The sequence below is a fragment of the Pseudomonas sp. Z3-6 genome (genome assembly GCF_051131985.1).
Taxonomy (GTDB): Bacteria; Pseudomonadota; Gammaproteobacteria; order Pseudomonadales; family Pseudomonadaceae; genus Aquipseudomonas; species Aquipseudomonas zanjanensis.
In genome coordinates, this window is the sequence record NZ_CP071644.1 from 2392945 (window position 1) to 2406525 (window position 13581).

The 13581-nt window shown below is 60.6% G+C and carries 12 protein-coding genes; 7 read left to right on the forward strand and 5 right to left on the reverse strand.

Annotated features, from left to right (window positions below; all coding sequences use genetic code 11):
• The first annotated feature begins 89 nt into the window (after positions 1 to 89).
• A complete protein-coding gene (icd, locus tag J3P88_RS10945) occupies positions 90 to 1346 on the forward strand; it encodes an NADP-dependent isocitrate dehydrogenase (protein WP_053123183.1) in 1257 nt (418 codons plus the stop codon).
• Between the two features lie 81 nt (positions 1347 to 1427).
• Here icd and J3P88_RS10950 read toward each other — a convergent pair whose 3' ends face one another.
• Positions 1428 to 1703 (reverse strand): cold shock domain-containing protein, encoded by a 276-nt coding sequence (locus tag J3P88_RS10950; protein ID WP_434576408.1) that lies wholly within the window; start codon positions 1701 to 1703, stop codon positions 1428 to 1430.
• A 242-nt stretch (positions 1704 to 1945) separates the two neighbouring features.
• Here J3P88_RS10950 and clpS point away from each other — a divergent pair, with 242 nt between their 5' ends.
• Both clpS and clpA read left to right on the forward strand, forming a co-directional pair.
• The gene (gene clpS, locus J3P88_RS10955) at positions 1946 to 2308 is read left to right on the forward strand and encodes an ATP-dependent Clp protease adapter ClpS (protein WP_003180089.1); all 363 of its coding nucleotides are present in this window, start codon (positions 1946 to 1948) and stop codon (positions 2306 to 2308) included.
• A 29-nt stretch (positions 2309 to 2337) separates the two neighbouring features.
• Positions 2338 to 4608: an ATP-dependent Clp protease ATP-binding subunit ClpA gene (gene clpA / locus J3P88_RS10960; protein WP_024616766.1), complete on the forward strand. Its 2271-nt coding sequence runs from the start codon at positions 2338 to 2340 to the stop codon at positions 4606 to 4608.
• A gap of 884 nt (positions 4609 to 5492) precedes the next feature.
• On the opposite strand, the gene infA is transcribed toward clpA, so the two are convergent.
• The 4 genes from infA to trxB all read right to left on the reverse strand — a co-directional run bounded on the left by infA (position 5493) and on the right by trxB (position 8315).
• A complete protein-coding gene (gene infA / locus J3P88_RS10965) occupies positions 5493 to 5711 on the reverse strand; it encodes a translation initiation factor IF-1 (RefSeq protein WP_002553999.1) in 219 nt (72 codons plus the stop codon).
• Between the two features lie 122 nt (positions 5712 to 5833).
• Positions 5834 to 6541 (reverse strand): arginyltransferase, encoded by a 708-nt coding sequence (locus J3P88_RS10970; protein WP_186710162.1) that lies wholly within the window; start codon positions 6539 to 6541, stop codon positions 5834 to 5836.
• Between the two features lie 57 nt (positions 6542 to 6598).
• Positions 6599 to 7279 carry a leucyl/phenylalanyl-tRNA--protein transferase gene (aat, locus tag J3P88_RS10975; protein ID WP_186710169.1) on the reverse strand — a complete coding sequence of 227 codons (681 nt, stop codon included), beginning with the start codon at positions 7277 to 7279 and terminating at the stop codon, positions 6599 to 6601.
• A 76-nt stretch (positions 7280 to 7355) separates the two neighbouring features.
• A complete protein-coding gene (trxB, locus tag J3P88_RS10980; RefSeq protein ID WP_186710171.1) occupies positions 7356 to 8315 on the reverse strand; it encodes a thioredoxin-disulfide reductase in 960 nt (319 codons plus the stop codon).
• A 319-nt stretch (positions 8316 to 8634) separates the two neighbouring features.
• Here trxB and J3P88_RS10985 point away from each other — a divergent pair, with 319 nt between their 5' ends.
• The 4 genes from J3P88_RS10985 to crcB all read left to right on the forward strand — a co-directional run bounded on the left by J3P88_RS10985 (position 8635) and on the right by crcB (position 13572).
• Positions 8635 to 11040 (forward strand): DNA translocase FtsK, encoded by a 2406-nt coding sequence (locus J3P88_RS10985; protein ID WP_434575170.1) that lies wholly within the window; start codon positions 8635 to 8637, stop codon positions 11038 to 11040.
• A gap of 58 nt (positions 11041 to 11098) precedes the next feature.
• Entirely contained in the window at positions 11099 to 11722 is a 624-nt protein-coding gene (gene lolA, locus J3P88_RS10990) for an outer membrane lipoprotein chaperone LolA (RefSeq protein WP_434575172.1), read from the forward strand.
• A 153-nt stretch (positions 11723 to 11875) separates the two neighbouring features.
• The gene (locus J3P88_RS10995) at positions 11876 to 13201 is read left to right on the forward strand and encodes a replication-associated recombination protein A (protein ID WP_186710181.1); all 1326 of its coding nucleotides are present in this window, start codon (positions 11876 to 11878) and stop codon (positions 13199 to 13201) included.
• Positions 13198 to 13572: a fluoride efflux transporter CrcB gene (crcB, locus tag J3P88_RS11000; protein ID WP_434575174.1), complete on the forward strand. Its 375-nt coding sequence runs from the start codon at positions 13198 to 13200 to the stop codon at positions 13570 to 13572. The genes J3P88_RS10995 and crcB overlap by 4 nt, the downstream gene beginning before the upstream one ends.
• Positions 13573 to 13581: the final 9 nt, after the last annotated feature.

The following is a 13581-nucleotide window of genomic DNA, read 5'->3' on the forward strand; positions in this document are numbered from 1 at the left end:
GGATGGGCCTAACGTAGGGTTTGCGTGCCGATTCAACTGGGGTACGCTCGAACGCAGCCAGATGTTCAATCCAAGCAATGGAGTTCAGCATGGGGTATCAAAAGATTCAGGTTCCAGCCGTCGGTGACAAAATCACCGTCAATGCAGACCATTCTCTTAATGTTCCCGACAACCCGATCATCCCCTTCATCGAAGGCGACGGCATTGGCGTCGATATCAGTCCGGTCATGATCAAGGTTGTGGACGCTGCGGTTCAGAAGGCCTATGGCGGCAAGCGCAAGATCTCCTGGATGGAAGTCTATGCGGGTGAGAAAGCGACCCAGGTCTACGACCAGGACACCTGGCTGCCCCAGGAAACCCTGGATGCGGTCAAGGACTACGTGGTGTCCATCAAGGGCCCGCTGACCACGCCGGTCGGTGGCGGTATCCGTTCGTTGAACGTAGCCCTGCGCCAGCAGCTCGACCTGTATGTCTGCCTGCGCCCGGTGCGCTGGTTCGAAGGCGTGCCAAGTCCGGTCAAGAAGCCTGGCGACGTGGACATGACGATCTTCCGTGAGAACTCCGAGGACATCTACGCGGGTATCGAGTGGAAGGCCGGTTCGGCCGAGGCCACCAAGGTCATCAAGTTCCTGAAAGAAGAAATGGGCGTGACCAAGATCCGCTTCGATGAGGATTGCGGCATCGGCGTCAAGCCGGTTTCCAAGCAGGGCACCAAGCGCCTGGCTCGCAAGGCCCTGCAATATGTGGTCGATAACGATCGCGATTCGCTGACCATCGTGCACAAAGGCAACATCATGAAGTTCACCGAAGGTGCCTTCAAGGAATGGGCCTACGAAGTGGCGGCCGAGGAATTCGGCGCGACCCTGCTCGACGGTGGGCCGTGGATGCAGTTCAAGAACCCGCGGACCGGCAAGAACGTCATCGTCAAGGACGCCATCGCCGATGCGATGTTGCAGCAGATCCTGTTGCGTCCAGCTGAATATGACGTGATCGCCACCCTGAACCTGAACGGTGACTACCTGTCCGACGCCCTGGCGGCGGAAGTGGGCGGCATCGGCATCGCGCCGGGCGCCAACCTGTCCGACACCGTGGCGATGTTCGAGGCCACCCACGGTACCGCGCCCAAGTACGCTGGCAAGGACCAGGTCAACCCGGGTTCGCTGATCCTGTCGGCGGAAATGATGCTGCGTCACATGGGTTGGACCGAAGCGGCCGACCTGATCATCAAGGGCACCAATGGCGCGATTTCGGCCAAGACCGTGACCTATGACTTCGAGCGCTTGATGGAGGGTGCCAAGCTGGTGTCGTCCTCGGGCTTCGGTGATGCCCTGATCTCGCACATGTAAGCGAATCGGCCCTCTGCGCGAATGCCCGGCTCGAGTGATCGAGTCGGGCATTTTCATTTGTGGAGGGGCGGTGACTGCCGGTCAGTGGGTCTCGGTGACCTTGATCTTGACTTTGGTCTTGGCCTTGTCAGGGGCGGTCGCTTCTTCTTCGATGGGTACAGTCCTGATGCCGACCGCATGCAGGCCCCTGGGGCCCTGGATGACGTTGAACATCACGGGTTGCCCGGCCTTCAGGGTCTTGTAGCCTTCCATCTCGATCGCCGAATAATGGGCGAACAGGTCTTCGTTATCCCTGCCGTCCGCGAGAATGAAACCGTAGCCCTTGGCATTGTTGAACCATTTCACCTTGCCTTTCATCTTGCCGACCGACATAACCCATTTCCCTCTGCAACGCACTCCATCACTGGAGTATCATCCAGTCCATCCGCAGGCTAATCTTGTTATCAGGATAGATTCCACGGACCTTTTTAACCCACGATGGGCTCTATTGGTTGTAACACCGATTTCCCGATAGTCAAGGTGGCTCCGGTGGTCGTGGTTGAAATCACCCACAAGCGCCCCCATCACTGTATTCGCCAACTAAACGAACCTTTCTTTCCATGCATGCAGTCAGCCAGATTCGACTAACATTCAATCAGGATCGCCCGGATCTACACGACGACGATTCCGCAGGCATTGCTGTTCAGGAAGCAAAGCCCGCATTACAGGCGCCACCGATGTACAAGGTGGTTTTGTTCAACGATGACTACACACCGATGGATTTCGTCGTCGAAGTGCTCGAGGTGTTTTTTAACCTGAATCGGGAGCTGGCGACCAAGGTCATGCTGGCCGTCCATACAGAGGGACGGGCAGTATGTGGAGTGTTTACCCGCGACATCGCCGAGACTAAGGCCATGCAGGTCAACCAGTACGCCCGGGAAAGCCAGCATCCGCTACTCTGTGAAATCGAGAAGGACGGTTAACGCCGACCACTTGGGTATGAGGTGAAGCTATGTTAAACCGCGAGCTCGAAGTCACCCTCAATCTTGCCTTCAAGGAGGCTCGTTCGAAGCGTCATGAATTCATGACCGTCGAGCACCTGCTGCTGGCCCTATTGGATAACGAGGCTGCCGCCACCGTTTTGCGTGCCTGCGGCGCGAACCTCGATAAACTCAAGCATGATCTGCAGGAGTTCATCGACTCCACCACGCCATTGATCCCCGTGCATGACGAGGATCGCGAAACCCAGCCAACCCTGGGCTTCCAGCGTGTCCTGCAACGTGCTGTCTTCCACGTGCAGAGCTCGGGCAAGCGTGAAGTCACCGGCGCCAACGTGCTGGTTGCGATTTTCAGCGAGCAGGAAAGCCAGGCGGTGTTCCTGCTCAAGCAGCAGAGCGTTGCGCGTATCGATGTCGTCAACTACATCGCCCATGGCATCTCCAAGGTGCCGGGGCATGGCGATCATTCCGAGGGTGAGCAGGATATGCAGGACGACGAGGGCGGTGAGTCTTCTTCTTCAGGCAACCCGTTGGATGCCTATGCCAGCAACCTGAACGAACTGGCGCGCCAGGGACGTATCGATCCGCTGGTCGGGCGCGAGGCGGAAGTCGAGCGCGTGGCCCAGATCCTGGCCCGGCGTCGCAAGAACAACCCGTTGCTGGTGGGCGAGGCGGGCGTGGGCAAGACCGCGATTGCCGAAGGCCTGGCCAAGCGCATTGTCGACAACCAGGTGCCGGACCTGCTGGCCAACAGCGTGGTGTATTCCCTCGACCTGGGGGCCTTGCTGGCCGGTACCAAATACCGCGGCGATTTCGAGAAGCGCTTCAAGGCGTTGCTCGGCGAACTGAAAAAACGTCCGCAGGCGATCCTGTTCATCGACGAAATCCACACCATTATTGGTGCCGGGGCCGCGTCGGGCGGGGTCATGGATGCGTCCAACTTGCTCAAGCCGCTGTTGTCGTCGGGTGATATCCGTTGCATCGGCTCGACCACGTTCCAGGAATTCCGCGGGATCTTCGAGAAAGACCGTGCCCTGGCCCGGCGTTTCCAGAAGGTCGATGTGTCAGAGCCTTCGGTGGAAGACACCATTGGCATCCTGCGCGGCCTGAAGGGGCGTTTCGAGCTGCACCACAACATCGAATACAGCGATGAAGCCCTGCGCGCGGCGGCTGAACTGGCCTCGCGCTACATCAATGACCGGCACATGCCGGACAAGGCCATCGATGTCATCGACGAAGCGGGTGCCTACCAGCGCCTGCAACCCGTTGAGAAGCGGGTCAAGCGCATCGAAGTGCCGCAGGTCGAGGACATCGTCGCGAAAATCGCGCGTATTCCGCCCAAGCACGTCACCAGTTCCGACAAGGAACTGCTGCGTAACCTGGAGCGTGACCTGAAGCTGACGGTGTTCGGCCAGGATGCGGCCATCGACTCGCTGTCGACCGCCATCAAGCTGTCCCGTGCCGGTCTCAAGTCGCCGGACAAGCCGGTCGGTTCGTTCCTGTTCGCCGGTCCTACTGGTGTCGGCAAGACCGAGGCGGCACGGCAGCTGGCCAAGGCGATGGGCATCGAGCTGGTGCGCTTCGACATGTCCGAGTACATGGAGCGCCACACTGTATCGCGTCTGATCGGTGCGCCTCCGGGTTATGTCGGTTTCGACCAGGGCGGCCTGTTGACCGAAGCCATCACCAAGCAACCGCACTGCGTATTGTTGCTCGACGAAATCGAGAAGGCGCATCCGGAAGTCTTCAACCTGCTCCTGCAGGTCATGGACCACGGTACGCTGACCGATAACAACGGGCGCAAGGCGGACTTCCGTAACGTGATCGTCATCATGACCACGAACGCCGGTGCCGAAACCGCGGCTCGCGCTTCGATCGGTTTCACCCATCAGGACCACTCGTCCGATGCGATGGAAGTGATCAAGAAGAGCTTCACGCCTGAGTTCCGCAACCGCCTGGACACCATCATCCAGTTTGGTCGCCTCAGCCATGAAGTCATCAAGAGCGTGGTGGACAAGTTCCTTACCGAGCTTCAGGCCCAGCTCGAAGACAAGCGTGTGTTGCTGGAAGTCACCGACGCGGCCCGCAGCTGGCTGGCGGAAGGTGGTTACGACGTGACGATGGGGGCGCGGCCGATGGCTCGCTTGATCCAGGACAAGATCAAGCGTCCGCTGGCGGAGGAGATCCTCTTTGGCGAGCTGGCCGAGCATGGCGGTGTGGTTCACATCGACATCAAGGACGGCGAGCTGACCTTCGACTTCGAAACCACGGCCGAAATGGCCTGATCGTTAGCTGCAATAAAGCAAAAGGCGCCGAAAGGCGCCTTTTTGCTGGCTTCAGAAACACGCCGACTTCCTGTGGGAGCGGGCTTGCTCGCGAATGCAGTTGCACATTCAACATCTATGCAAGCTGACCCACCGCCATCGCGAGCAAGCCCGCTCCCACAGTGTGTCTTGGGCAGGGCGCAAGATTAGGTTTCACCCCAGTACCCTGTGGAAGCCGAGCTTGCTCGCGATGGCGTCGGTCCGGTCGACATTGATGTTGGCTGACGCTCCGCTATCGCGAGCAGGCTCGCTCCCACAGTTTGTCTTGGGCAAGGCACAAGATTAGGTTTCACCCAATACCCTGTGGGAGCCGAGCTTGCTCGCGATGGCGTCGGTCCGGTCGACATTGATATTGGCTGACGCTCCGCTATCGCGAGCAGGCTCGCTCCCACAGTTTGTCTTGGGCAAGGCACAAGATTAGGTTTCGCCCCAATACCCTGTGGGAGCCGAGCTTGCTCGCGATGGCGTCGGTCCAGTCGACATTGATATTGGCTGACGCTCCGCTATCGCGAGCAGGCTCGCTCCCACAGTTTGTCTTGGGCAGGGCACAAGATTAGGTTTCGCCCCAATACCCTGTGGGAGCCGAGCTTGCTCGCGATGGCGTCGGTCCAGTCGACATTGATATTGGCTGACGCTCCGCTATCGCGAGCAGGCTCGCTCCCACAGTTTGTCTTGGGCAAGGCACAAGATTAGGTTTCGCCCCAATACCCTGTGGGAGCCGAGCTTGCTCGCGATGGCGTCGGTCCGGTCGACATTGATGTTGGCTGACGCTCCGCTATCGCGAGCAGGCTTGGCTCCCACAAACAAAAACGCCCGGCATCAGCCGGGCGTCTTGTATTGACTTGTTAGCGAGCGCGGTAAGTGATGCGCCCTTTGCTCAAGTCATAGGGCGTCAGCTCGACGCGCACTTTGTCACCGGTAAGAATACGAATGTAGTTCTTGCGCATCTTGCCGGAGATATGCGCGGTTACGACGTGCCCATTTTCCAACTCCACACGAAACATGGTGTTGGGCAGGGTGTCGACGACAGTGCCTTCCATTTCGAAGCTGTCTTCTTTCGACATGCAGTAAAGCCCTCGGTATCCAGTGAATGGCCCGGTGCAACTGCGCCAGGCAAAAGCGGCGTGCATTGTGCCCGAAAAAGGGGGTTCAAGCCAAGGGGTTCTAGCTTTTAAGCCGAAGGGGGCTAACTCAGGACAACCCACCGCTGGTTAACCAGCAATTCGATAGGCCGATATTGGGTCTTGTAGTTCATTTTCTTGCAGTTCTTGATCCAGTAGCCCAGGTACACCGCTTCCAGCCCCAGGCGCCGCGCTTCGTTGATTTGCCAGAGAATGGCAAAGCGCCCCAGGCTGCGCCGTTCCTCTTCGGGCTCATAGAAGGTGTACACCGCTGAAAGGCCGTTGGGCAGCAGGTCCGTGACAGCGATGGCGACCAGTCGCCCCTCGAGGCGGAATTCATAAAAGCGGGAAAACGGCAGGTCACGCACCAGGAAGGTCGAAAACTGATCCCGGCTGGGCGGGTACATGTCGCCATCGGCATGGCGTTGTTCGATGTAGCGTTGATACAGGTCGAAATATTCTTCGGTGAATTGCGGCTTGGCCGGGCGGACCTGAAGGTCGGCGTTGCGCTTGAAAATGCGCTTCTGCTGGCGATTGGGCAAAAATTGCGCCACGGGGATCCGCGCCGGGACGCAGGCGTTGCAATGTTGGCAGTGGGGCCGGTAAAGGTGGTCGCCGCTACGACGAAAGCCCATTTCCGACAGGTCTGCGTAGACATGCACATCCATGGGCTGGCTAGGGTCGAGGAACAGCGTCGTGGCCTGCTCCTCCGGCAGGTAACTGCAAGAGTGGGGCTGAGTGGCATAGAACTTCAAACGCGCCAACTCGGTCATGAATCAACCCTCGGATGAGCTTTAAATCTAATTGTAAGCCAGGAGCGCGGATGTCGCTCAGCAAACCCAAGTCGCACGGTTGGGTTGGTCCAGGTGCGCCTCCAGATACTCGGCGAACCGCGTACGCGGGATCGAGCGGGCGCCGAGGCTGTGCAGGTGCTCGGTGGGCATCTGACAGTCGATCAGCACGAAACCGGCGGCCTTGAGGTGTTGGACCAACATGGCGAAGCCGAATTTCGACGCATTGTCGGCCCGGCTGAACATGGATTCGCCAAAGAACAGCTGGCCCATGGCCAAGCCGTACAGGCCGCCCACCAACGCCCCTTGGTCCCAGACTTCCACCGAGTGGGCGAAGCCGCGCCGGTGCAGTTCCAGATAAGCGGTTTGCATGGCCTCGGTGATCCAGGTGCCGTCGGCGTAGTCCCGTGGCGCGGCGCAGGCCTGGATAACCGCGGCAAAATCCTGGTCGAACGTCACTTCATAACGCTGCTTGCGCAACAGCTTGCCCAGGCTGCGGGAGATGTGCAGTTCGTCGGGAAATAACACCGTGCGGGGGTCTGGCGACCACCACAGGATCGGTTGCCCCTCGGAAAACCAGGGGAAGCAGCCGTGGCGATAGGCCTGGATCAGCCGGTCGGCAGACAGATCGCCACCGGCCGCCAATAACCCGTTGGGATCGCGCATGGCTTTTGCCAGTGGCGGAAATTCGAAGCTGTTGCGTTGTAACCAAGTCAGCATGGGTGTCCGGCTTGTAGAAGGGGAGGGCGGGTGACGGGGCTCGTCCGTCACGAGCACCCGCCGGGAAGGTTAACCGTCAAACGGCCGGGATGTCATCGAGATACTTCTCCGCGTCGAGCGCGGCCATGCAGCCGGCGCCGGCGGAGGTAATCGCCTGGCGATAGACATGGTCGGCCACATCGCCAGCGGCGAATACGCCTTCGATATCGGTCGCGGTGGCGTTGCCTTCGCTGCCGCCGCGCACGAGCAGGTAGCCGTCGCGCATCGCCAACTGGCCCTGGAACAGATCGGTGTTGGGTTTGTGGCCGATGGCAATGAACACCCCGGCCAGAGACAGGGTGCTGGTTTCACCGCTCTCGCTGTGTCGCAGGCGCGCGCCGGTCACGCCGCTGGCGTCGCCCAGGACTTCATCCAGGTTCTGGTTCCAGTGCAGCTTGATATTGCCGCTGCTGGCCTTTTCGAAGAGTTTGTCCTGGAGGATTTTCTCGGCGCGCAGCTTGTCGCGGCGGTGGACCAGGTGCACTTCTCGGGCGATGTTCGACAGGTACAGGGCTTCCTCGACCGCGGTATTGCCGCCGCCAACCACCGCCACCACCTGGTTGCGATAGAAAAAACCATCGCACGTCGCACAGGCGGAAACCCCTTTGCCGGCGAAGCTTTCTTCCGAGGGCAGCCCCAGGTACTGGGCCGAGGCGCCGGTGGCAATGATCAGCGCATCACAGGTGTAGGTGCCGCTGTCGCCGATCAATTCGAACGGGCGCTGCTGCAACTTGGCGGTGTGGACATGGTCGTAGACGATCTGCGTGTCGAAACGCTCGGCGTGCCGTTGCATGCGCTCCATCAATACCGGGCCGGTCAGGCCTTCGACATCGCCGGGCCAGTTGTCGACTTCCACGGTGGTGGTGAGCTGGCCACCGGCCTGTATGCCGGTTATGACAACGGGTTTGAGGTTGGCGCGGGCGGCATAGACAGCGGCGCTGTACCCCGCAGGGCCGGAACCGAGAATGATCAGGCGTGAATGCTTCACTTCGCTCATAAAAAACACCTCATAAGCCTTTGTCACAAAAGAGAATGCATGGTCCAATTGACGCGTGTGCACCTTGAGTCCGGCTATGCTGCTACCCAGCGCGCGGCCAATGCCTTGGCGTCGACAAACCCGTACAATGCATGGGTTTTGAACGCAGGGTGACCCAAAGATCAAAATTTTCCGCCGCGCCGGCAGTTTTCTGGATGCACCTCACAGTGGTAAAAGTAGTACCGGTTGTGCACATTCACTTTTTTACCTGCTCGTCATGGGCAGTTTTTTATAGTCATTCAACAGATGGACGCGCCATTGGCGCAGGAAAAGAAGCGTTTTGAAGAAATCCACCGCAGCACCCAAACCAGTCGTTCCGCTCTGGCGCCAGCAATTGCACTACCGGCTCAAGGAAGGTGCGTTGATCGCCATCGGCGCCCTGTGCCTGTTCCTGATGATGGCCTTGCTGACCTACGGCAAGGACGATCCGGGCTGGAGCCATAACAGCAAGATCGACGATGTGCAGAATTTCGGCGGTCCGGCCGGCTCCTACAGCGCCGACATCCTGTTCATGGTGCTGGGCTATTTCGCCTACATTTTCCCGCTGCTGCTGGCGATCAAGGCCTACCAGATCTTCCGTCAGCGCCACGAGCCGTGGCAGTGGAGCGGCTGGCTGTTCTCCTGGCGCCTGATCGGCCTGGTGTTCCTGGTGCTGTCGGGGGCCGCGCTGGCCCATATCCATTTCCATGCGCCCACCGGCTTGCCGGCCGGGGCGGGCGGCGCCCTGGGGGAAAGCCTCGGCGACCTGGCCAGGAACGCCCTGAACATCCAGGGCAGCACGTTGTTGTTCATTGCCCTGTTCCTGTTCGGCCTGACGGTGTTCACCGACCTGTCCTGGTTCAAGGTCATGGACGTCACCGGCAAGATCACCCTCGACCTGATCGAACTGATCCAGGGCGCCGTCAACCGCTGGTGGGCGGCGCGCACCGAGCGCAAGCAACTGGTGGCGCAACTGCGTGAAGTCGACGACCGCGTCCACGACGTGGTGGCCCCGACCACACCGGACAAACGCGAGCAGGCCAAGGTCAAGGAGCGCCTGATCGAGCGTGAGCAGGCATTGAGCAAGCACATGTCCGAGCGCGAGAAACAGGTGCCGCCGGTCATCACCATGGCCCCGGCCAAGCCGCCGGAGCAGAGCAAGCGCGTGCAGAAAGAGAAGCAGGCGCCGCTGTTCGTCGACAGCGCGGTGGAAGGCACCTTGCCGCCGATTTCGATCCTGGACCCGGCCGAGAAGAAGCAGCTCAACTATTCCCCCGAATCCCTGGCGGCCGTCGGCCACTTGCTGGAGATCAAGCTCAAGGAATTCGGAGTCGAGGTCTCGGTGGATTCGATCCACCCGGGCCCGGTGATTACCCGTTATGAAATCCAGCCGGCCGCTGGCGTGAAGGTCAGCCGCATCGCCAACCTGGCGAAGGACCTGGCGCGTTCCCTGGCCGTGACCAGCGTGCGGGTGGTGGAAGTGATTCCCGGCAAGACCACCGTGGGCATCGAGATTCCCAACGAAGACCGGCAGATCGTGCGCTTCTCCGAAGTGCTGTCGACGCCTGAGTATGACAACCACAAGTCGCCGGTCACCCTGGCCCTTGGCCACGACATTGGCGGCAAGCCGGTCATCACCGACCTGGCGAAGATGCCCCACCTGCTGGTGGCCGGTACCACCGGTTCCGGTAAGTCGGTGGGGGTGAACGCGATGATCCTGTCGATCCTGTTCAAGTCCGGCCCGGAAGACGCCAAGCTGATCATGATCGACCCGAAAATGCTCGAATTGTCGATCTACGAAGGCATCCCGCACTTGCTATGCCCAGTGGTCACCGACATGAAGGACGCCGCCAACGCCTTGCGCTGGAGCGTCGCCGAGATGGAGCGCCGCTACAAGCTGATGGCGAAGATGGGCGTGCGCAACCTGTCGGGTTTCAACGCCAAGGTCAAGGAGGCCGAAGAGGCCGGTACGCCATTGACTGACCCGTTGTATCACCGCGAGAGCATCCACGACGAAGCGCCGCTGCTGCACAAGCTGCCGACCATCGTGGTGGTGGTGGACGAATTCGCCGACATGATGATGATCGTCGGCAAGAAGGTCGAAGAGCTGATCGCCCGTATCGCCCAGAAGGCCCGTGCGGCCGGTATCCACCTGATCCTCGCCACACAGCGGCCGTCGGTGGATGTGATCACCGGCCTGATCAAGGCCAACATTCCGACCCGCATGGCGTTCCAGGTGTCGAGCAAGATCGACTCGCGGACCATCATCGACCAGGGTGGCGCCGAGCAATTGCTGGGTCACGGTGACATGCTCTACATGCCGCCCGGCACCAGCCTGCCGATCCGTGTGCACGGCGCGTTCGTCTCCGACGACGAAGTGCACCGCGTGGTGGAAGCCTGGAAACTGCGCGGCGCTCCTGAATACAACGACGACATCCTCAACGGTGTCGAAGAAGCCGGCAGCGGTTTCGAAGGCAGCAGTGGCGGCGGTGACGACGATGCTGAAACCGATGCGCTCTATGACGAAGCGGTGCAGTTCGTCCTGGAAAGCCGTCGGGCCTCGATTTCCGCCGTACAGCGCAAGCTGAAGATTGGCTACAACCGCGCCGCCCGCATGATCGAAGCCATGGAAATGGCCGGGGTGGTGACGGCCATGAACACCAACGGTTCGCGCGAAGTACTGGCGCCGGGCCCGATGCGCGACTAATGACCCGGGCGGCCTGCTGAAGCGCCGCCCGCCCCCCCACGACTTCATGAGGACTCCCATGCGCCTGATTCGCATGCTGCTGTTGCCCGTACTGGCCTTGTCTACTTTGTCGGCCCACGCCGGCGAAAAGGACGTGGCTCGCCTGACCCAGTTGCTGGGTGGCTCCCAGACCCTGACCGCACGTTTCTCCCAGCTGACCCTCGATGGCAGCGGCACCCAGTTGCAGGAAACCGCCGGCGACATGGCCCTGCAGCGTCCGGGCCTGTTCTACTGGCACACCGATGCGCCAGCCGAACAGCTGATGGTCTCCGATGGCAAGAAAGTCTCCCTGTGGGACCCGGACCTGCAACAGGTCACCATCAAGACCCTCGACCAGCGCCTGACCCAGACCCCGGCGCTGTTGCTCTCCGGTGACATTTCCGAGATCAGCCAGAGCTTCGACATCACCTCCAAGGAGGCCGGTGGCGTGATTGACTTCACCCTCAAACCCAAGACCAAGGACAGCCTGTTCGACAGCCTGCGCCTGTCGTTCCGCAATGGCCTGGTCAACGACATGCAGTTGATCGACAGTGTCGGCCAGCGCACCAATATCCTGTTCACCGGGGTCAAGGCGAATGAGCCGATTGCCGCGTCCAAGTTCAAGTTCGACATCCCCAAGGGTGCCGATGTGATCCAGGAATAAACCCCGGATCCCTGTGTGTGGGAGCGGGCTTGCTCGCGAATGCGGTGTATCAATCGACATTATTGTTAACTGGCACACCGCATTCGCGAGCAAGCCCGCTCCCACAAAGGCATCTTGGTACAGACCAAGACCAGCGGAGGTTTTGTCGTAATCATGGACCTGTTTCGAAGCGCCCCGATTGCCCAGCCATTGGCCGCCCGCCTGCGCGCGACCAACCTGGATGAGTACGTCGGCCAGGAACATGTGCTCGCCCGCGGCAAGCCGCTGCGCGAGGCCTTGGAGCAGGGTGCGTTGCACTCGATGATTTTCTGGGGCCCGCCGGGCGTGGGCAAGACCACTTTGGCGCGGCTGCTGGCGGAGGTCTCGGACGCGCATTTCGAAACGGTGTCGGCGGTGCTGGCCGGGGTCAAGGAAATCCGCCAGGCGGTGGAAGTCGCCAAGCAGCAGGCCGGGCAGTACGGCAAGCGCACGATCCTGTTCGTCGACGAGGTGCACCGGTTCAACAAGTCCCAGCAGGACGCGTTCCTGCCCTACGTCGAAGACGGCACGCTGATTTTCATCGGTGCCACCACCGAAAACCCCTCGTTCGAACTCAACAACGCGTTGCTGTCGCGGGCACGGGTCTATGTGCTCAAGAGCCTCGACGAAACGGCGATGCGCAAGCTGGTGCATCGGGCGCTGACCGAGGAGCGCGGCCTGGGCAAGCGGCATTTGAGCCTCAGCGATGAAGGCTTCCAGATCCTGTTTTCCGCCGCCGATGGCGACGGTCGACGCTTACTCAATCTGTTGGAAAACGCCTCGGACCTGGCCGAAGACGACAGCGAGATTGGCGTCGAGCTGTTGCAAAGCCTGCTGGGCGATACCCGCCGGCGTTTCGACAAGGGCGGCGAGGCGTTCTACGACCAGATTTCGGCGCTGCACAAATCGGTACGCGGCTCCAATCCTGACGGTGCGCTGTACTGGTTTGCGCGGATGATCGACGGCGGCTGCGATCCGCTGTACCTGGCGCGGCGCGTGGTGCGCATGGCCAGCGAAGACATCGGCAATGCCGACCCGCGGGCCCTGAGCCTGTGCCTGGCGGCGTGGGACGTGCAGGAACGCCTTGGCAGCCCGGAAGGCGAACTCGCCGTGGCCCAAGCCATCACCTACCTGGCCTGCGCGCCGAAGAGCAACGCCGTGTACATGGGCTTCAAGGCGGCGATGCGCAGCGCCACCGAACACGGCTCCCTCGAAGTGCCGCTGCACCTGCGCAACGCGCCAACCAAGCTCATGAAGCAGTTGGGTTATGGCGATGAATACCGTTACGCCCATGACGAGCCGGACGCCTATGCGGCTGGCGAAGACTATTTTCCCGATGAACTCGACCCCCAGCGCTTCTACCAGCCGGTGCCCCGGGGCCTTGAGCTGAAGATCGGCGAGAAACTCAACCACCTGGCGCAACTGGATCGCCTGAGTCCACGGCAGCGGAGAAAACCTTGATCCCCTTGATACTGGCCGTTTCCGCTGGCGGCGTTGTCGGCACCTTGTTGCGTTTCGCCACGGGCAACTGGATCAATGCAAATTGGCCGCGGCACTTCTATACCGCGACGCTGGCCGTTAATATCGTGGGCTGTCTGCTGATCGGCGTTCTATACGGTCTGTTTTTGATTCGCCCGGAAGTGCCCATCGAGGTGCGGGCCGGGCTGATGGTTGGCTTTCTCGGCGGCCTGACGACTTTTTCATCCTTTTCACTGGATACGGTGCGCCTGCTGGAAAGCGGGCAGGTGCCGCTGGCCCTGGGCTATGCGGCCATCAGCGTATTCGGCGGGCTGCTCGCCACGTGGGCCGGCCTGTCCTTGACCAAACTTTGATAACGAGAG